The sequence below is a fragment of the Sphingopyxis terrae subsp. terrae NBRC 15098 genome, from assembly GCF_001598815.1.
GTDB classification, from domain to species: domain Bacteria; phylum Pseudomonadota; class Alphaproteobacteria; order Sphingomonadales; family Sphingomonadaceae; genus Sphingopyxis; species Sphingopyxis terrae.
In genome coordinates this window covers 80,056-98,165 of the sequence record NZ_BCZQ01000020.1, presented here as the reverse complement: position 1 = coordinate 98,165, position 18,110 = coordinate 80,056, and the positions used below count along the sequence as shown (strand labels likewise).

Below are 18,110 nucleotides of genomic sequence, written 5' to 3'. Positions count from 1 at the left end.
ACCCGGAAGCTCGATTCCGGGAGGTCGAAAAACTTGCCCTACACTTCTTACTGGGCCGCCGTGATATGGAATGGGACGCAGGGACCCGAGCCAAGCAATGGCACGCCAAGCCTTCTGCCATGTCCAGGACCTTGTTGGATGCCCTCGGACCAGAGGGTGGTGGACAGGGCTGGATTCGAACCAGCGTACGGGAAACCCGGGCAGATTTACAGTCTGCTGCCTTTAACCACTCGGCCACCTGTCCATGGGGTCCGCGTTGGGAAGCGGTCCAATGGCGAAAGGAGTCTTGCCTGTCAATGGCAGTCATGGGAAAGGCCGCCGCTATGAGACAATTTTCCCGTCATCGCCGCCCGCAGGGGCAGACTCCGCGCGGTCAGGGCGTCCGTTTCTGGGGACGCCATGCCGTTCTGGCCGCGCTCGCCAACCCCGAACGTCGCGTCAAGCGAATCTGGGGGACGCGCGAAGCACTCGGCCAGCTCGATTTGCCGCCGGTTGTTCCCATCAGTTTTGCCGACGTTGCCGACTTGGCGCGGCTCGTTGCGCGCGATGCTCCGCATCAGGGCTTGGTGATCGAGGTCGATCCGCTCGACGAAATCTATCTCGGCGATCTTTTGCAGGACGAAGTCGATGCGGAGAGCAAGCGGCCGATCGTCGTCCTCGACCAGGTCACCGATCCGCATAATATCGGCGCCGTGCTGCGCTCCGCTGCGGCCTTCGACGCCGCCGCTATCGTCACGCAGGACCGCCACAGCCCGCCCGAAAGCGGCGTGATCGCCCGCTCGGCATCGGGCGCGCTCGAAACTGTGCCGTGGGTGCGCGTCGTCAATCTGTCGCGGGCGCTCGAGGAAATCGCCGAAGCGCAATATTGGCGAATCGGACTGACCGGCGACACCGAAACGACGCTGGGCGACACGCTTGACGGCAGCAAGGTCGCGCTGGTGCTCGGGTCCGAAGGCGACGGTATGCGGCACAATGTCATGGAACATTGCGACGTGCTGGCAAAGCTCCCCATCTCGCCGCGGATGGAGAGCCTCAACATCTCGAATGCTGCGGCGATCGCGCTCTACGCGGTCGCGACGGCTGGAGCCTGAGCCCATGAGCAGCCACCCCGGCGGAGGCCGGGGTCTCAACTTCGCGTTATAGCTGAACCGTCGAGATCCCGGCCTTCACCGGGATGACGAATGGGATCAATCCTCGGCGGCGATCCGCACCTTCAGCCCGTCGAGCGCGTCGCTGAACGGAATCTGGCACGACAGGCGCGAGGTGTCGTCGCGGTCGCTGGTCGAATCGAGCAGATCATTCTCGTCCTCGCTCATCGCCGGAAGCGCCGCGGCGTCGCCCGCCTCGACATGGACGTGGCAGGTCGCGCACGAGCAGCAGCCGCCGCACAGCGCGAGCAGTTCGTCGAAACCGGCGTCGCGGATATTTTCCATCACGGTCAGGCTGGTATCGCCCTCGATTTCATGTTCGGTTCCGTCGCGCGTCACGACAATCAGCTTGGCCATGCTCGTCCCCATAGTTTCGATTCGGCTGGGCTATGTCGTGCGTTGCGCGGCAAATCAAGCGTTGCTAATGACGGCCTTCAGAACAAAAGGAGAATATCGATGGGGCTGTCGCAGGAGCAATTGAACGCCGGGATCGATGCGCTTGCGGCGCGCGAGCCGAATTTCGCGCGCGCGCTGGGCAATGCCGGCTATCCCGAACCGCGCATCCGTGAGCCCGGCTATACGACGTTGCTCCGTACCATCGTCGGCCAGCAGGTCAGCGTTGCAGCGGCAACCTCGATCTGGAACAAGCTGGAGGCGGGGTTCGGGGCGGGTTGCCCCGCCGAGGTAATGGCGGCCGCGGAGTTCGATGCCCTTCGTGCCTGCGGACTGTCGGCGCAAAAACAGGGCTATGCCAAAAGTCTGGCGCAGCTCGTACTCGATGGCGAACTCGACTTCGCCGCCCTCCCCGCCGACGATGAAGAGGCGATCGCGCTGCTGACCAAGGTCAAGGGCATCGGACGCTGGTCGGCCGAAATCTATCTGCTTTTCGCCGAAGGGCGCGCCGACATCTGGCCCGCCGGCGACCTGGCGGTGCAGGAGGCCGTGGGTCGCATCCTCCGCCTCGATGCACGCCCGAGCGAGAAGCGCGTCCGCGAAATCGGCGAGGCGTGGCGTCCCCACCGCGGCGCCGCCGCCATCTTCAGCTGGCATTGCTACAATATGGATGTGATCTGACCCTGGCGAGCCGGGTGGACCGATGAGCTCGTTCAGGAACGCCGCCACAGAATGATCGCCGCGCACGGCGTCGCCGCCGATATCATTGTGGTCCGCCAGAGACAAAAAAGGCCGGGCAGAGAAACGCCGCCCGGCCTTTTTGTTCACCTGATATAGGGCTTATTTCTTGGCGGCGGCCTTTTTGGCGGGCGCCTTCTTGGCGGCTGCCGGCTTTTCCTCGGCGTCGGCCTTGGCCGCTGCCTTCTTCGCCGGCGCCTTCTTGGCCGGAGCTTCGGCCTTCTCGGCCTTGGCTTCTTCCTTCACCGCGTCCTTCTTGGCAGCGGGCTTTTTCGCGGCCGCCTTCTTGGCGGGCTTGGCGTCATGATCATGGTCGTGGCCACAGCCCGGACCATGGACATGATCGTCGTCAGCCTCGATCGCGGCTTCCAGCTCTTCGCGGGTCACTTCGCGATCGCTGATTTCCGCCTTTTCGAACAGGAAGTCGACGACCTTGTCTTCGTACAGCGGAGCGCGAAGCTGCGCCGCGGCGAGCGCGTCCTGCTGGACATATTCGACGAAGCGCTGACGGTCTTCGGGGCGATACTGCTGCGCCGCCTGCATGACCAGACGCTGCATTTCCTGCGGGCTGACCTGTACGCCATGCGCCTGACCGATTTCCGAGAGGAGCAGGCCAAGGCGGACGCGGCGTACCGCGATGCTGCGATATTCGTCGCGATCCTTTTCGAGTTCAGCCTTCGCCGCCTCGGGATCGGCTTCGTGGCTCGCTTCATGTTCGAGCTGCTGCCAGATCTGGCCGAATTCGGCTTCGACCATCGTCGGCGGCACGTCGAAATCGTGGCTCGCGGCGAGCTGGTCGAGCAGCTTGCGCTTCATATAGGTGCGCGTCAGGCCGTTGAGTTCCTGTTCGACCTGGCCCTGCATCAGCTCCTTGAGCTTCTCAAGGCTCTCGAGGCCGAGCGACTTGGCAAACTCGTCGTCGATCGCGGTTTTGGCCGGAACCTTCACTTCCTTCACCGTCACGGCGAATTCGGCGGGCTTGCCCTTCAGATTTTCGACCGGATACTCGTCGGGGAAGCTGACCTTCACGGTCTTTTCGTCACCGACCTTCACACCGACGAGCTGATCCTCGAAACCGGGGATGAGCTGGCCCGAACCGATTTCGACCGCCATGTCTTCGCCGGTGCCGCCGTCGAAGGCGACGCCATCGACGCTGCCGGCGAAGTCGATGATGACCTGATCGCCGGTCGCGGCCTTCTTCGTCTTGGGCGCATCTTCAAAGCGCTTCATCTGCGCCGCGAATTCCTCGATCTTGGCCATTACGGCGGCATCGTCGGCCGCGACGGTCAAGCGTTCGAGCTTCAGCCCGTCGATCGACGGCGCTTCGATTTCGGGCAGCACTTCGAGCGCAACCGTCAGTTCGGCATCCTTGCCGCGCTCATAGCCGTCTTCCAGGCTCACAGCGGGCTGGAGCGCCGGACGAAGCTTTTCCTTCGTCATCAGATCGCGCACGCCGGCGTCGATCGCCTTGTTCAGCGCGTCGGCCGACAGCGCTTCGCCGTGCATCTTGCGGATCAGGTTCGGCGGCACCTTGCCGGGGCGGAAGCCGGGCATGCGCACGGTCGGCGCGATCGCCTTGACTTCGTCATCGACGCGCGCGTCGATGTCCTTCGCGGTGATGGTCAGGCGATATTCGCGCTTCAGGCCTTCGTTCAGCGTTTCGACGGTCTTCATTGCCTTGGTCTTATCCTTGCTCAAAATCTCTTATCGCAAACCCGGCCCGAAAGCTGGGTTCTTCTATCCGACCTCGCTCTTGCGGACATGGTGCGGGCGAAGGGACTCGAACCCCCACATCTTGCGATACTGGTACCTAAAACCAGCGCGTCTACCAATTCCGCCACGCCCGCATGAGCTGTCGGCCGGGTGCACGAATCCATGCGCTGTGCCGCGCACGCCCGTGCGGGCCGGGCGGGGCTATAGCAGACGCGTGGCCGAGGGCAAGGGCGGAAGGCCGCGATATTCCGTGAGCGGAACGATGAAGACGGCTATAGGTTGATCGAGTCTGAGGAGACGATCATGACCAGCGGCACCAATAGCCTGCCCGACCCCCTTCCCAAGCCCAAGCCCGATGTCATCGAGCCGCAGTCGCCGCCCGAACGACCGGTGCAGCCGACGCCGCACGAGGACCCCGCGGGGCAGCCGCAGGAAATACCCGGAAGCCCCGGCGGCGGCGATATCGATGAGCCTGGCCGCGGCCCCGACGAAGCACCGCCGCAGCACATTTAGCTTGCTAAGCGCTTGACCGTTCCCCTTCCCCGCCGCCAAGAAGGCGGCGGGAGAGAGGGATATGAAAAAGATCATCGGGGCGTTAGCCCTTTTTACCGCGCTGGCCACACAGTCGGCCGGCGCACAGGATCGCCCGACCATCTATCGCGGCGGACCGATCGTCACGATGGACGGCGACACGCCACATCTGGCCAAGGCCGTCGTCGCCAAGGACGGAAAGATCCTTTTCGTTGGCGACGAAAAGGGCGCGCGTCGGGCCGCGGGCAAGGATGCCCTGATCCACGATCTTGTCGGCTCGACAATGCTGCCGGGCTTCGTCGATGCCCATTCGCATTTCGCCGTCGCGCTCCAGATGGCGGGCGGGCTCGACCTGTGGGACAAGTCGCTACCGCTCGTCACCGACATCGCCAGCCTGCAAGGCGTGGTCCGCGATTTCATCGCGCGGCGCGCCATTCCGAAGGGCGGCTGGGTCGTCGTCTGGCAATATAATGACGAAGCGCTGAAAGAGCGGCGTCATATCACCCGCGCCGAGCTCGACGCGGTATCGCCCGATCACAAGATCGTCCTGCTGCACATCTCGCTCCACGGGCTCGTCGCGAACAGCGCGGCACTCGCCGCGGCGGGGCTGTCGGATGCAAGCCAGCCGCCGCCGGGCGGACTGATGCTGCGCGACGACGCCGGACGGCTGAACGGCGTGCTGCTCGAAAAGGCGATGTACCAGATGCTGCCCGCGATGCCGCAGCCGACGGCGGAGCAAAAGCTCGCGATGCTCGATGCGGCGCAAGCGCGCTATTTCGCCGAAGGCTATACCCATGCGCAGGACGGCGCGACCTCGCCCGCCGACTTGGGCTTTTTCACCAGCGATGCGGCCCGCGCGCGGCTCAAGATCGATCTTGCGCTGCTGCCGATCTACACCAGTCTCGACGCGCTGCTGGCGAAACCCGACATTCAATTTCGCACCTATCAGGACCATGTGAAGATCGAAGGGGTGAAATTCATCCTCGACGGCAGCCCGCAGGCGCGGACCGCCTATTTCACGCGCGATTACGAACGCGGCAGCCCGAGCGGCGACCACCCATGGCACGGGCAGTCGATCGTCAGCCAGGAAGAGTTCGACACGCTGGCTCGCAAGGTCAACGACCGCGGCTGGCAGATATTCGTCCACGCCAATGGCGACGCCGCGATCGATATGGCGATCAAGGGCTTCGATGCGCTGGGGATCAAGGCGGCCGACGATCGCCGCCCGATCGTCATCCACTCGCAGTTCCAGCGCCCCGACCAATTGCCCGCCTACGCCCGCATCGGAGTCGGCCCCGCCTATTTTTCAAATCACACATGGTATTGGGGCGACGTCCACCGTAGCAATTTCCCGAAGGAAGTGGTCGATTTCATCAGCCCCTTCCGCGCCGCGCGCGAGGCGGGCCTCATCGCGTCGAACCACAGCGATTTCAGCGTAACCCCGCTCGACACGCGCTTCATGCTCTGGACGTCGATGGCGCGCGTCTCGCCCACCGGCGTCGTCAGCGGCGCCGACCAGCGACTTGACGCCTATGCAGGATTGCAGGCGCTTACAACCGGCCCCGCTTGGCAGGTGTTCGAGGAGAATCGCAAGGGCCGTATAAAGGCCGGGCTGCTCGCCGACTTCGTGATCCTCGACAAGAACCCACTGACTACGCCGGTCGATGCCATCAAGGACATCAGGGTGCTGGAAACGGTGAAGGAAGGCCGGACGGTGTGGAAGGCGTCCGCCGACTAAGGGTGGCCGCCCTCCCCTAACAACATCGCCAGCGCCTTCAGGAAAGCGCCTTTTTCAGCAGCTCGTTCACGACCTGCGGGTTCGCCTTGCCCTGCATCGCCTTCATCGTCTGACCGACGAAGAAGCCGAACAGCGCTTCCTTGCCACCCTTATACTGCTCGACCTTGTCGGCATTGGCGGCAAGAACCTTGGCGATTTCCGCCTCGATCGCGCCCGTGTCGCTCGTCTGCTTGAGGCCCTCGCGATCGACAATCGCGGCGGCGCCGTCGCCGGTTTCGAGCATCTTTTCGAAGACCTGTTTCGCAATCGTGCCCGAGATCGTGCCGTCGGCAACCAGGCCGAGCAGTTCGCCCGCCTGCGCCGGGGTCACGGGGCAATCGCCGATGTCCTTGCCGAGCCGGTTGAGCGCTCCGAACAGCTCGCTGGTCACCCAGTTCGCCGCCGCCTTGGGCTCGGCGCCGGTTTCGAGCAGCGCGTCGAACCAACGGGCATTTTCGACCTCGGCAGTCAGCACGTCGGCGTTATAGGCCGAAATGCCCAGCCCCAGGTAGCGCGCGCGCTTGGCGTCAGGCAGTTCGGGCAGGCTGTCGCGGCACTCGGCGAGGAACGCATCGTCGAGTTCGAGCGGCAACAGGTCGGGGTCGGGGAAATAGCGATAGTCGTGCGCGTCTTCCTTCGACCGCATCGTCCGCGTGGTGCCGGTGTCGGGGTTGAAGAGGCGCGTTTCCTGATCGACCGTGCCGCCGGCCTCCAGCACCTCGACCTGGCGCTTTGCTTCATATTCGATCGTCTGCATGACGAAGCGCACCGAGTTCACATTCTTTGTCTCGGTGCGCGTGCCGAATTCGTCGCCGGGCTTGCGGACGCTGACGTTCACGTCCGCGCGCATCGAGCCTTCTTCCATATTGCCGTCGCACGATCCGACATAGCGCAGGATCGCGCGCAGCTTGCGGACATAGGCCCCGGCCTCGGCGGGCGAGCGCATGTCGGGCTTCGACACGATTTCCATCAGCGCGACGCCCGAACGGTTCAAATCGACGAACGACATCGTCGGATGCTGGTCGTGCATCAGCTTGCCGGCGTCCTGTTCGACATGGATACGCTCGATTCCGATCACCTTGTCGGCGGCGATTCCGGCCTTCTCATCGGCCTCGATCGTCAGCGAACCTTCGCCGACAAGCGGATGATAGAGCTGCGAAATCTGATAGCCCTGCGGCAGGTCGGCGTAGAAATAATTCTTGCGGTCGAAGCGCGACCATTTGTTGATCTGCGCGTCGATCGCCATGCCCGTGCGCACCGCCTGGCGGATGCACTCGCGGTTCGGCACCGGCAGCATGCCGGGCATCGCGGCGTCGACAAGGCTGACCTGCGTATTCGGCTCGGCCCCGAACGCCGTCGCGGCGCCCGAGAACAGCTTGGCGTTGGAGGTGACCTGCGCATGGACCTCGAGGCCGATCACGACCTCCCACTCGCCGGTTTCGCCCTTGATGCGATAATCAGACATCTTCGTTCCTTCTTGTATCCCCGCGAAGGCGGGGATCCAGTGCGGGGCAGCGCTAGGCCGCTCTGGGCTCCCGCCTTCGCGGGAGCACACCGCTAAATCACCACCACTTCTCCGCCCGCGCGGTGAAGCCCGCCCGCTCCTCGATCGCCAGCCCGGCGTTGAGTACGCCCTGCTCGTCGAACGCCTTGCCGATGATCTGCAAGCCGAGCGGCAGCCCTTCGCGGTTCAGCGCCGCGGGGACCGACATCGCGGGCAGCCCCGCGAGGCTCGCGGGCACCGCGAACACGTCGTTCAAATACATCGACAGTGGATCGGCGGTCTTTTCGCCCAAACCGAACGCCGCCGACGGCGCGGTCGGCGCGAGGATCACGTCGCACGTCTCGAACGCCGCGGTAAAGTCACGCGAGATCAGCGCCCGCACCTTTTGCGCCTGCGTGTAATAGGCGTCGTAGAAGCCCGCCGACAGCACATAGGTGCCGATCATGATGCGACGCTTGACCTCGGGACCGAAGCCGTCGGCACGCGTCGCGGCATACATGTCCTGCAAGCCCGCTCCCTGCGGCAGATCGCGCAAACCATAGCGCACGCCGTCATAGCGCGCGAGGTTCGACGAGGCTTCGGCCGGCGCGATGATATAATAGGTCGGCAGCGCATATTTGGTGTGCGGCAGGCTGATCTCGACGACCTCGGCCCCCGCATCCTTCAGCATCGCAATCCCGGCGTCCCACATCGCATCGATCTCGGGATCGATACCCTCGAGGCGATATTCCTTGGGAATGCCAACCTTCTTGCCTTTGAGATCACTCGATAAGGCCGCTTCCCAATTGGGTACGGGCAGGTCGAGGCTGGTCGCATCCTTCGGATCGAAGCCCGCCATATTTTCGAGCATGATCGCGCAGTCGCGAACGTCGCGCGCCATCGGTCCCGCCTGGTCGAGCGAGCTGGCGAAGGCGACGATGCCCCAGCGCGAGCAGCGGCCATAGGTCGGCTTGATCCCCGAGATACCGGTGAAGGCCGCGGGCTGGCGGATCGAGCCGCCGGTGTCGGTGCCGGTGGCCGCGGGGCAAAGCCGCGCCGCGATCGCCGACGAACTGCCACCCGAAGAACCGCCGGGCGCGAGCGCAGCGTTACCGCCGTCGTTGCGCTTCCACGGCGAGATGACGTTGCCGAAATAGCTCGTCTCGTTCGACGAGCCCATCGCGAACTGGTCGAGGTTGAGCTTGCCGAGCATGCCGCAACCTGCGTCCCACAATTTTTGGCTGACGGTCGATTCGTACCGCGGCACAAAACCTTCGAGCATATGGCTCGCGGCGGTCGTCTGGACACCGTTCGTCGCGAACAGATCCTTCATGCCGATAGGAACGCCCGACAGCGGCTTCAGCGTCCCGGCGGCGCGGTCAGCATCCGCCACTTTGGCGGCCTCGATCGCGCGGTCGGGCGTCTCGACGATGAAGGCGTTGAGCGCCTTGGCGCCCGCGACATTAGCGTTGAACGCCTCGGCCACTTCGACGGCGCTAAAATCGCCCGCGCGGTGGCCGTCGCGAATTTCTGCAACGGTGAGATTCGTAAGATCAGTCATTTCCCAAACCCGCTCGTGCTGAGCTTGTCGAAGCACCGTTCTTCATTTTTCGAACGGTGAAGAGAAGAACGGCCCTTCCCCCGGACTTGATCCGGGGTCAGGGCAAACGGAAAAAGAGCAAGGCGTATCATTCGATCACCTTCGGCACGCCAAAGAAGCCGTGCTGTGGTTCGGGCGCATTGGCAAGAATATCGTCGCGGCGGTTGCCGCCGGTCAGCGGGTCGGCGTCAACCACATCGTCGCGCAGGCGCAGCGTGTTCGGGATGACGGCGGTCATCGGCTCGACGCCGGTCACATCGACCTCGCCCAATTGCTCGACCCAGCCGAGGATACCGTTGAGTTCGCCTTCCATCGCTGCGGCTTCGTCATCGGTGATGGCGATGCGCGCGAGCGACGCAATTTTCCGGACTGTTGCTTGATCGATTGCCATGTCTGTCGCCTTATCGGGAGAAGCAGCGCCGCTAGCACCCTCGCCGCACCGCATCAACTATGATCCTGACCGCCGCGGCGCGGCTATATCCGTTGATGCCCTTATTCGAAATTGCCGCCCACGGCCTTGCCGCCAACGAAAAGCTGTCGGCGCTGGACCGTGCGCAGTTCGACCGGCGCCTTGACCAGATCGTCGATCGTCAGCCCCGTGTCGCCGCGCGACGGGCTGTCGCCCAGCGCATAGTTCGGGCTCCAGCGGCCCTTGGCGTCGCGTTCGAGCATCATCACCCGCGCCTGCCCCCGTCCGATCACCGCGACGCGCTGATCCGACAGCCAGTATAGAATACAGGGTGCATCGCGGCACCATTGCTGATCCTCGATCGCCTTCTCGACCTCCGGAATCAGGGTCCGCGCGGCCGGCAGGACGCGAACCTTGTCGGCGAGCGGCGTCACGCGATAGGCGACTTTCGCCGCATCGCCGTCATCGCCGGGGCCCAAGTCCCAGCGGTTCTTCGCGCTCATGGCGATTTTCGCGCGGTTCGCGCGCGCCTTGTCGGGCGACTTGGCGAGACGCGCCAACGCCTGCCGCCCGCTCGGCCCGAAATCGAACGCCAGCGCCGCCCAGTCGAACTTGTCCGCACCGACCTTGCCGTTTTCCAGCCGCGCAAGCTGATCCCGCGTTGCGATCGCGCCGAAATCGACGATGGGCAGCGCCAGGAAACCTGCAAGCAGGACCAGCCCGATCGCCAATTTCTGTTGCAGGGGCCGCAACAGATCGTCGAAATCATGCCGTCCGCGGATGACCGACCACAGCCCCGACAGGCCATAAGCGACGGCGATTACCGCCGCGATCACGCCCCACAGCCGCTCGGGCGTCCAGCCATATTGGAGCACGCGCAGGTGCATCGAATAAAAGGCAATCACCGCGAGCGGCAGAACCACCGCGACCAGCGCCGCCGCGGCAATATGCAGCAGCCGGTTGCCCGCGCGCTCGTCCCGGCCGTTGCCGATCGCGGCATTGGCGAGCAACACGGCAAAGGCGGCCGCCGCCATCATCAGCGCCGCGGTCGAAAAGCCCGAGCGCCACAAGGGTTGCAGGCCCGTCCCGACAAGCGACAGCAAAAATATCAGCAACGCTGCGGCGAGTACCGGGGCCAGCACCGAAAGCACGATCATCACCAGCCGCTGCAACGTCGCAACGAGCTTGTCGCGCTCCCGCAGCAGGCCGACCGCGCCGCCGAACGCTGCCCCCGCGAGCATCCAGCCGAACCATTCGCCGCGCAGCAGTTCGCGGATCAGGTCGATGCCGATCAGGTGGAACATTTCGCCAATCAGCACGGTGAGCAGGAAGGACAGGCCGACGAACGCCAGCGATGCCGCCCCGATCACCGCGTCGGTCCAGGCGTGGCTGTGCAGCCGGTCGTAGGGCATCTGCCACAGCTTCCAGAACCGTCCGTCGGGCGCGACGTCGCGGCGCGTCTGAAAGAGCGGCGTGGCGACCAGGACCGCCAGCAACCCCGACCAGAAGGGCCATTCGAAGGGCGAGGCATCGAAATTATAGCCTGCCCCGTTCCACACGATCAGCGCCATGATCGCGCCCCACAGAAGCGCGAAGCCTGCGGCCCAATGCACGCGGCGGATTTCCATGCCGAGCGTGAACACCAGCGTTGCGACCGCGACGAAGGTCGCGAGCGCCATCCGCCAACGGTCAAGTGGATCGCCATAGCCATGGTCGACGCAGGCGTGGAAAAGCAGGCCCGCGGTCGCGCAAAGCGCCGCCATGACCCAGGGGCGCTGCGGCCACGGCGGATCGCTATCGTCGAGGCGAGTGGAAAGCACGGGCGAATCGGGCGCGGCGCCGCTTGCGATGCTGTCGGTCATGCCCCACATCTGGGCTTGTTTGATGGCGCGGCGCAAGCCAGATAGCGCACCCATATCTCCCGCCGCATGGAGCCCCGACTTGGCCCGCAAATTCCTTTATTTCATCGCCGCGATCATCCTGATGATACTCGGCGTCGGCATTGCCTATCAGCTCAATCCCGGCTGGTTCGGGCGGGTCGCCTTCGTTCCGAGCAGCGATTTCGTGCCGCAAGCGGCGGTGGCGGCCAACGCCTATGACAATCCCAAAATGTGGATCGCCCGCCCCGGCCTGCCCGACGACCCGTCGGCCTGGCGGCCGCCCGCCGCCGAAGCGGAAGACGGCGAAGCAAGCGCCCCTGAACCGGGCGCACGGCCGCTGATTGCGCCCGCAAAGGCGGCCGAAGCATCGGGAGCGGCACCGATCGCTCCGCTCGGCGATGCGGCGGTCTTTTTCGTCCACCCGACAAGCTATTACAGCAAGGCGAGCTGGAACGCGCCGCTCGGCGATGCCGACGCCGATTACCGCGCCACGCTGTTCGTGCGCGGCATGGCAAGCGCATTCGGCGATGCGGGCGCCATATGGGCGCCGCGCTATCGCCAGGCGACGCTTGGCGCGTTTCTGGCCGAAGACCGCGTCACGGCGGGCAAGGCGATCGACGCCGCCTACCGCGACGTCGAACAGGCGTTCGACGCCTTTCTGGCCGCCATTCCCAAGGACAAGCCGATCATTCTTGCGGGCCATAGCCAGGGCGCGCTGCATCTGACGACGCTGCTCAAGAACCGCATCGCGGGCACGCCGCTCGCGAAGCGCATCGTGGCCGCTTATGTCATCGGCTGGCCGATCAGCCGCGACACCGATATGGCCGCGCTCGGCCTGCCCGCCTGCGATACGCCCGATCAAAAGGGCTGCATCCTGTCTTGGGCAAGCTTTGCCGAGCCCGCCGACACCTCGATGGTCACCGGCGCCTATGACGGCACAATCGGCTTCGATGGACGCCCGCGCGCGGGCACGCGCATGCTCTGCACCAACCCGCTCACCGGCACGCCCGATGCCGCCGCCGGACCGGAGGCGAACATCGGCACGCTCAAACCGTCCGATGGCTTCCGCAAAGGCGAGCTCATCACCGGCAAGGTCGGCGCCAAATGCGACGACGATCGCGGCTTCCTGCTGATCGGCGACGCCGATGCGGCGCAGCATTTTGTCGTCGCGGGCTATGTGCTGCCCGGCAACAATTATCATGTCTATGACATCACCCTCTTCTGGGCGAATGTCCGCGCCGATGCGCTGCGGCGTCTCGCCGCGTTCGAGGGGAAGGCATCGCCGGTTCCGCCACCGGCTGGGGCGCTGCCCCTTCCGACGAAGCCTGCGGCAGCCCCGCCCGCCAGGACCTGATCACGTTATTGCGAGCAAAGCGAAGCAATCTCCAGCAAGCAGTGAAGTCGAAAGTCGATGGCTGGCGATTGCTTCGCTTCGCTCGCAATGACAGGGCTTTGGGATTAGGGGTCGATCGATGATTACCACCGCCGCTTCCGAATTCGCCGCCGCCCTGCCCGGTGGCGGCCGCCTTGTCGGGCTCGATGTCGGGACCAAGACGATCGGTGTTGCGCTGTGCGACGCGGGATGGAGCTTCGCGACGCCTGACAAGACGATCGTCCGCAAGAAATTCACGGTCGATTTCGAGGCTCTCAAGGCGTTGATCGCCGCGCAATCGGTGGTCGGCATCGTCGTCGGCCTGCCGCTCAACATGGACGGCAGCGACAGCCCGCGCACCCAAAGCACCCGCGCCTTCGCCCGCAACCTCACGCCGCTCGCGCTACCCTTGCTGTTGTGGGACGAGCGCTGGTCGACCGCCGCGGTGGAGCGTGCGATGATCGCCGCCGACGTCAGCCGCGCCAAGCGCGCCGAGCGCGTCGACAGCGCGGCCGCCGCCTTCATCCTGCAGGGCGCGATCGACGCGCTGGTGCGCTGACTTTAACATTTCGCGGGTATTTCGCGGTTATACGGCCGAAAATGACCGCCTATATTCTCTATTGGCTTATTGCCGCCAACCTGATCGCTTTTGCGCTGATGGTAATCGACAAGCGGCGCGCCGACAAAGGGCTTTGGCGCATCCGCGAAGCGACGCTACTCGACTGGGCGAGGATCGGCGGCGCAATCGGGACCGTCGCGGCCTCGCGCCTCGTTCGCCACAAAACGCGCAAACAGCCCTTCGCGGACGATATGCATTTTCTGTTCGCGATGGAGGTCGTACTCCTGACCTTGTGGGCGTTCGGCCTCTTCGATCCCGTCCTGTCCGAAGCGGAGAGCAAACTCGGTCCGTTCGTATCCACGGCGCTTGCCTATTTGCGCGCTGCGACCTAAAGGCTCGGCTTTAATGACAAGCGCAACTCCTCGACCCGCCAGCGACTATCCGCCCGGCGGCGATGCCTTTCGCCATCGCCACCTGACCGGTATCGCCCAGCTCACCCCGTGGGAGATTTCCTACATCCTCGACGCCGCCGAAGAGTGGGTCGAACTCAATCGCAGCGGCGCGGCGAAGCATGACGACCGGCTCAAGGGGCTGACGATCATCAACGCCTTTTTCGAAAATTCGACGCGCACGCTCCTGTCGTTCGAGATCGCGGGCAAGCGCCTCGGCGCCGACGTCGTGAACATGCACGCCGCGCAGTCAAGCGTGAAGAAAGGCGAAACGCTGATCGACACGGCGATGACGCTGAATGCCATGCGCGCCGACGCGATGGTGATCCGCCATGCGTCGTCGGGCGCGGTGCAACTGATTGCCGACAAGGTCGATTGCCCGGTGCTCAACGCGGGCGACGGGCGCCACGAACATCCGACGCAGGCGTTGCTCGATGCGCTGACGATCCGCCGCCGGCTCGGACGGGTCGAAGGGCTGACGATCGCGATCTGCGGCGACGTATTGCACAGCCGCGTCGCGCGTTCGAACATCCTGGCGCTCACCCTGCTCGGCAACGAGGTGCGGGTCGTTGCGCCGCCGACGCTGACGCCGCCCGCGATGGAACGGATGCATGTCGCGACCTTCACCGACATGGACGAAGGGCTGAAAGGCGCCGACGTCGTGATGATGCTGCGCCTGCAGAACGAGCGTATGGACGGCGCCTATCTGCCGAGTGCGCGGGAATATCACGCGCTCTACGGCCTGACCCCGCAGCGGCTGGACAAGGCGAAGCCCGATGCGATCGTCATGCACCCCGGCCCGATGAACCGCGGGGTCGAGATCGACAGTAATGTCGCCGACGATCCGGCGCGCTCGACGATTACCGAACAGGTCGAAATGGGGGTCGCCGTCCGTATGGCCTGCCTCGACATATTGACGCGCCGCAAGCGGGGGGTGCCCGGATGGAACTGAAGCCCCTCCTGATCGCCAATGCGCGCCTGCTCGGCGGCGAAGCGGGCAGTCTGCTGGTGGCAGGCGGTCGCATCGCGGCGCTGAACCCATCGGGCACGCCGGAGGGCACCGACACAGTCGATGCCAAGGGCCAATGGCTCGCCCCCGGCATCATCGATTTCGGCGTCTTCGCGACCGACAAGCCGGCCTTTCACTTCGGCGGCATAACGCGCGCGGCGCTTATGCCCGACAGTGGCCCGCTAGACGGCGCGGGTCTGGTCGAACGCGCCGCGAAGGGCGGCAAGCCCGATCTCTGGGTTCACCCGATCGCCGCCGCGACCAAGGGCCTCGCCGGCGCAGAGCTTGCCGAGATCGGCCTGATGCAGCAGGCGGGCGCGCACGCGGTCGCCACCGGACGCGCGCGCATCGCCGATGCCGGCGTCATGCGCCGCGTGCTGTCCTACGCCGCCTCGCTCGGCCTTACCGTTATCGCCCATTCCGAGGACGAAGGGCTGACCGCCGGCGCGGTTGCGACCGATGGCGAGATGGCGACGCGGCTCGGCCTTGCCTCTGCGCCCGCGATCGCAGAGGCGATGGCGATCGCACGCGACATCATGCTTGTCGAGGAAACCGGCGCGCCGATCCACTTCCGCCAGGTCACCACCGCGCGCGGGCTCGACCTTGTCCGCGCCGCCAAGGCGAAGGGCCTGCCCGTCACCTGCGGCATAACCCCCGCCCACTTGTTCCTGTCGGACACGGCGATCGGCGATTTCCGTACCTTTGCCCGCCTGTCGCCGCCGCTGCGCAGCGAAGACGACCGGCACGCCTGCCTCTCCGCCATCGCCGACGGGACGATCGACGTGCTGGCATCCGGGCACGATCCCCGCGGCCCCGAGGACAAGCGCCTGCCCTTCGCCGAAGCGCTGCCCGGCATGGCGGGCGCCGAAACGCTGCTCGCGATGGGACTGCAGCTCGTACGCGATGGTCATGTCACCCCGGCGCGCCTGTTCGACCTGCTCGCCGCGACGCCGGCGAAGCTGCTCGGGCTCGACGCAGGCGCACTGACGGTGGGTGCCGAGGCCGACCTGATCCTGATCAACGAGGGTGCGCCGTGGCAGGTCGATGCGAAGCGGATGGCTGCCTGGGCGGGCAACACCCCGTTCGACGGCATGCCGGTGCAAGGCCGCGTTACCGCGCTGTGGAAGGGCGGCCAGCGGATTCGCTGACGGCCCGAACGTGACAAGCCGCATCGACGCCCGCCGCCGTTCGTCGATTGTGTCTGGAAAGTTTCATTTGCAACATTAGGGTCGCCCGAAATTTCGGGGAGTGACCATATGACGATTGCCGAGGCGACGCCGGATTTCGAAGAGGGCATGGGACCGCGCCGACCGCGCCTTTCTGGGCCATCCCAAGGGCCTGGGCTATCTGGCCTTCGTCGAAGGGTGCGAGCGTTTTTCCTATTATTCGATGCAGACGCTGCTCGTGCTCTACATGGTCAAATATCTGCTGCTGCCCGAACATGCGAGCGGGGTCTTCGGACTGGAGTGGCTGCGCGGCTGGTACGGCGGAATCGACGGCCAGCCCTTCGCGTCGAAGATTTTCGGCGATTATACCTCGCTCGTCTATCTGACCCCGATCGCCGGCGGCTTCATCGCCGACCGTTGGCTCGGGCGGCGCGCGACGTTGATCGCCGGCGGCCTGATCATGGCGATCGGTCATTTCCTGATGGCGTTCGAGGGCGCCTTCCTCTTCGCCCTGCTCGCGCTGATCGTCGGCGTGGGACTGTTCAAGGGCAATATCGCGAGCCAGGTCGGCGAACTTTACAAACCCGGCGATCTGCGCCGCGCGATGGCGTTCCAGATCTTCTATATCGCGATCAACGTCAGCGTCATCGCCGCGCCGCTGATTTCGGGTACGCTGGGCGAAAAGGTCGGCTGGCACTGGGGTTTCGGCACCGCGGGCGTGGTGATGGTCATCGGCCTGATCCTCTATATCATGGCGGGGCCATGGCTGCCCGCCGACAATCGGCCCGCGAAAGGCGCGGCTGCGAAAGCGAGCGAACCGATGTCTCGGCAGGACTGGCTGCGCGTCGTGGCGGTGCTGACGCTGGTGCCGGTGATGGCGGTCGCGCTGCTCACCAATCAGGAAATCTTCAACGCCTATCTGGTCTGGGCCGATCAGCATTTCCAGCTCACCTTCTTTGGGGAGACGCTGCCGACAAGCTGGATGATCACCATCGACGCGACGGCGAGCTTTTCGATGCTCGCAGCGGTCGCCGCCTTCTACGTCTGGTACGGCAAGCGCCACCGCGAACCCGACGAACTGGGCAAGATGATCATCGGCAGCGTCTTCACCATCGCCGGCGGGCTCTGCCTCGTCATGGCGGCGGCGACGCAGGGCGACGGCAAGATCGGGCTGTTCTGGCCCGTGATGTTCCATCTGCTCAACAGCGTCGGCTTTGCGCATATCCTGCCCGTCAGCCTCGCGCTGTTCACCAAGCTGGCACCGAAGGCGCTCAACGCGACGATCGTCGGCATTTATTACCTCGCCTTCTTCGGCGCGAACAAGATCGTCGGTGAGGTCGGCACTTGGTATTCGTCGATACCGACGACCAGTTTCTGGCTGTTCCATGTCGCGACCGCCGCGGTCGGGCTGGTCGCTTTCATCCTGTTCAAGCTGTTCCTCGCGAAACGGCTGATGGGGGAAACGGCAGCGGCCTAGAACAAGCGCGACCCGTTCGGCACCGCGCGGTCAGGGGCAAAGAGGATCACCTCACCCGCCGCGTCGGCAAAGCCCAGCGTCAGCACTTCGGACATGAACTTGCCGATTTGGCGCGGGGGAAAGTTGACGACCGCCGCAACCTGCCGCCCCGGCAAATCCTCAAGGCCATAGCGCGCGACGATCTGCGCGCTGCTCTTCTTGACACCGATCGCGGGGCCGAAATCGATCTTCAGCTTGAACGCCGGCTTGCGCGCTTCGGGAAAAGGCTCTGCCGCGACGATCGTGCCGATGCGGATATCGACGCGCAGGAAATCGTCGAAGGCGATGGGCTCCGCGGCGGGGGCTGCGGCGTCGTGATTCAGATGCATTCCAACTCTCCGTCATTCCCGCGCAGGCGGGAATCCAG

17 protein-coding genes and 2 tRNA genes are annotated in these 18,110 nt (G+C 64.9%); 10 read left to right on the top strand and 9 right to left on the bottom strand.

Annotated features, from left to right (window positions below; genetic code table 11):
• Positions 1 to 157: 157 nt before the first annotated feature.
• A tRNA-Tyr gene (locus STE01S_RS13555) sits at positions 158 to 244 on the bottom strand.
• Between the two features lie 79 nt (positions 245 to 323).
• Between STE01S_RS13555 and rlmB the strand changes: the two genes are divergently transcribed.
• Positions 324 to 1,091, top strand: coding sequence for a 23S rRNA (guanosine(2251)-2'-O)-methyltransferase RlmB (gene rlmB / locus STE01S_RS13550; protein WP_040589946.1), 768 nt, complete (start codon positions 324 to 326; stop codon positions 1,089 to 1,091).
• Positions 1,092 to 1,187: 96 nt separating this feature from the next.
• On the opposite strand, the gene STE01S_RS13545 is transcribed toward rlmB, so the two are convergent.
• On the bottom strand, positions 1,188 to 1,505 hold the full coding sequence (locus tag STE01S_RS13545; protein WP_003043571.1) for a 2Fe-2S iron-sulfur cluster-binding protein: 318 nt from the start codon (positions 1,503 to 1,505) through the stop codon (positions 1,188 to 1,190).
• Positions 1,506 to 1,604: 99 nt separating this feature from the next.
• Here STE01S_RS13545 and STE01S_RS13540 point away from each other — a divergent pair, with 99 nt between their 5' ends.
• Entirely contained in the window at positions 1,605 to 2,222 is a 618-nt protein-coding gene (locus tag STE01S_RS13540) for a DNA-3-methyladenine glycosylase family protein (protein ID WP_058811582.1), read from the top strand.
• Between the two features lie 159 nt (positions 2,223 to 2,381).
• On the opposite strand, the gene tig is transcribed toward STE01S_RS13540, so the two are convergent.
• Together tig and STE01S_RS13530 are read right to left on the bottom strand one after the other, a co-directional pair.
• On the bottom strand, positions 2,382 to 3,953 hold the full coding sequence (gene tig / locus STE01S_RS13535) for a trigger factor (RefSeq protein ID WP_003043576.1): 1,572 nt from the start codon (positions 3,951 to 3,953) through the stop codon (positions 2,382 to 2,384).
• A gap of 88 nt (positions 3,954 to 4,041) precedes the next feature.
• A tRNA-Leu gene (locus STE01S_RS13530) sits at positions 4,042 to 4,126 on the bottom strand.
• 169 nt (positions 4,127 to 4,295) lie between these two features.
• On the opposite strand from STE01S_RS13530, the gene STE01S_RS13525 reads away from it, so the two are divergent.
• Positions 4,296 to 4,505 (top strand): hypothetical protein, encoded by a 210-nt coding sequence (locus STE01S_RS13525; protein ID WP_058811888.1) that lies wholly within the window; start codon positions 4,296 to 4,298, stop codon positions 4,503 to 4,505.
• Between the two features lie 61 nt (positions 4,506 to 4,566).
• Positions 4,567 to 6,261, top strand: coding sequence for an amidohydrolase (locus STE01S_RS13520; protein ID WP_062768472.1), 1,695 nt, complete (start codon positions 4,567 to 4,569; stop codon positions 6,259 to 6,261).
• A gap of 37 nt (positions 6,262 to 6,298) precedes the next feature.
• On the opposite strand, the gene gatB is transcribed toward STE01S_RS13520, so the two are convergent.
• From gatB to STE01S_RS13500, 4 genes are all read right to left on the bottom strand, one after another.
• Positions 6,299 to 7,765: an Asp-tRNA(Asn)/Glu-tRNA(Gln) amidotransferase subunit GatB gene (gatB, locus tag STE01S_RS13515; RefSeq protein WP_062768469.1), complete on the bottom strand. Its 1,467-nt coding sequence runs from the start codon at positions 7,763 to 7,765 to the stop codon at positions 6,299 to 6,301.
• Between the two features lie 97 nt (positions 7,766 to 7,862).
• Positions 7,863 to 9,344, bottom strand: a complete 1,482-nt coding sequence (gene gatA, locus STE01S_RS13510) for an Asp-tRNA(Asn)/Glu-tRNA(Gln) amidotransferase subunit GatA (RefSeq protein WP_062768466.1) — start codon at positions 9,342 to 9,344, stop codon at positions 7,863 to 7,865.
• A gap of 127 nt (positions 9,345 to 9,471) precedes the next feature.
• Positions 9,472 to 9,774, bottom strand: a complete 303-nt coding sequence (gene gatC / locus STE01S_RS13505; protein ID WP_003043588.1) for an Asp-tRNA(Asn)/Glu-tRNA(Gln) amidotransferase subunit GatC — start codon at positions 9,772 to 9,774, stop codon at positions 9,472 to 9,474.
• Between the two features lie 101 nt (positions 9,775 to 9,875).
• Positions 9,876 to 11,654 (bottom strand): DUF4153 domain-containing protein, encoded by a 1,779-nt coding sequence (locus STE01S_RS13500; protein ID WP_062768576.1) that lies wholly within the window; start codon positions 11,652 to 11,654, stop codon positions 9,876 to 9,878.
• A 79-nt stretch (positions 11,655 to 11,733) separates the two neighbouring features.
• On the opposite strand from STE01S_RS13500, the gene STE01S_RS13495 reads away from it, so the two are divergent.
• From STE01S_RS13495 to STE01S_RS13470, 6 genes are all read left to right on the top strand, one after another.
• Positions 11,734 to 13,026, top strand: coding sequence for a DUF3089 domain-containing protein (locus tag STE01S_RS13495; protein ID WP_062768464.1), 1,293 nt, complete (start codon positions 11,734 to 11,736; stop codon positions 13,024 to 13,026).
• A 118-nt stretch (positions 13,027 to 13,144) separates the two neighbouring features.
• On the top strand, positions 13,145 to 13,603 hold the full coding sequence (gene ruvX, locus STE01S_RS13490; protein ID WP_062768461.1) for a Holliday junction resolvase RuvX: 459 nt from the start codon (positions 13,145 to 13,147) through the stop codon (positions 13,601 to 13,603).
• Positions 13,604 to 13,644: 41 nt separating this feature from the next.
• The gene (locus STE01S_RS13485; RefSeq protein ID WP_003043601.1) at positions 13,645 to 13,995 is read left to right on the top strand and encodes a DUF1294 domain-containing protein; all 351 of its coding nucleotides are present in this window, start codon (positions 13,645 to 13,647) and stop codon (positions 13,993 to 13,995) included.
• A 13-nt stretch (positions 13,996 to 14,008) separates the two neighbouring features.
• Positions 14,009 to 15,004, top strand: a complete 996-nt coding sequence (locus STE01S_RS13480) for an aspartate carbamoyltransferase catalytic subunit (RefSeq protein ID WP_003043604.1) — start codon at positions 14,009 to 14,011, stop codon at positions 15,002 to 15,004.
• Positions 14,995 to 16,209, top strand: a complete 1,215-nt coding sequence (locus tag STE01S_RS13475; RefSeq protein ID WP_062768458.1) for a dihydroorotase — start codon at positions 14,995 to 14,997, stop codon at positions 16,207 to 16,209. Before STE01S_RS13480 ends, STE01S_RS13475 begins: the two co-directional genes overlap by 10 nt.
• Positions 16,210 to 16,324: 115 nt before the next feature.
• A complete protein-coding gene (locus STE01S_RS13470; RefSeq protein ID WP_255265957.1) occupies positions 16,325 to 17,704 on the top strand; it encodes a peptide MFS transporter in 1,380 nt (459 codons plus the stop codon).
• On the opposite strand, the gene STE01S_RS13465 is transcribed toward STE01S_RS13470, so the two are convergent.
• On the bottom strand, positions 17,701 to 18,072 hold the full coding sequence (locus tag STE01S_RS13465; RefSeq protein ID WP_062768455.1) for a tRNA-binding protein: 372 nt from the start codon (positions 18,070 to 18,072) through the stop codon (positions 17,701 to 17,703). The two genes, STE01S_RS13470 and STE01S_RS13465, sit on opposite strands and share 4 nt — an antisense overlap.
• Between the last annotated feature and the right edge of the window lie 38 nt (positions 18,073 to 18,110).

Coding starts and splice junctions, on each gene's coding strand:
- rlmB (WP_040589946.1), top strand. CDS start 324: ATGAGACAATTTTCCCGTCATCGCCGCCCGCAGGGGCAGACTCCGCGC.
- STE01S_RS13545 (WP_003043571.1), bottom strand. CDS start 1,505: ATGGCCAAGCTGATTGTCGTGACGCGCGACGGAACCGAACATGAAATC.
- STE01S_RS13540 (WP_058811582.1), top strand. CDS start 1,605: ATGGGGCTGTCGCAGGAGCAATTGAACGCCGGGATCGATGCGCTTGCG.
- tig (WP_003043576.1), bottom strand. CDS start 3,953: ATGAAGACCGTCGAAACGCTGAACGAAGGCCTGAAGCGCGAATATCGC.
- STE01S_RS13525 (WP_058811888.1), top strand. CDS start 4,296: ATGACCAGCGGCACCAATAGCCTGCCCGACCCCCTTCCCAAGCCCAAG.
- STE01S_RS13520 (WP_062768472.1), top strand. CDS start 4,567: ATGAAAAAGATCATCGGGGCGTTAGCCCTTTTTACCGCGCTGGCCACA.
- gatB (WP_062768469.1), bottom strand. CDS start 7,765: ATGTCTGATTATCGCATCAAGGGCGAAACCGGCGAGTGGGAGGTCGTG.
- gatA (WP_062768466.1), bottom strand. CDS start 9,344: ATGACTGATCTTACGAATCTCACCGTTGCAGAAATTCGCGACGGCCAC.
- gatC (WP_003043588.1), bottom strand. CDS start 9,774: ATGGCAATCGATCAAGCAACAGTCCGGAAAATTGCGTCGCTCGCGCGC.
- STE01S_RS13500 (WP_062768576.1), bottom strand. CDS start 11,654: ATGACCGACAGCATCGCAAGCGGCGCCGCGCCCGATTCGCCCGTGCTT.
- ruvX (WP_062768461.1), top strand. CDS start 13,145: ATGATTACCACCGCCGCTTCCGAATTCGCCGCCGCCCTGCCCGGTGGC.
- STE01S_RS13485 (WP_003043601.1), top strand. CDS start 13,645: ATGACCGCCTATATTCTCTATTGGCTTATTGCCGCCAACCTGATCGCT.
- STE01S_RS13480 (WP_003043604.1), top strand. CDS start 14,009: ATGACAAGCGCAACTCCTCGACCCGCCAGCGACTATCCGCCCGGCGGC.
- STE01S_RS13475 (WP_062768458.1), top strand. CDS start 14,995: ATGGAACTGAAGCCCCTCCTGATCGCCAATGCGCGCCTGCTCGGCGGC.
- STE01S_RS13465 (WP_062768455.1), bottom strand. CDS start 18,072: ATGCATCTGAATCACGACGCCGCAGCCCCCGCCGCGGAGCCCATCGCC.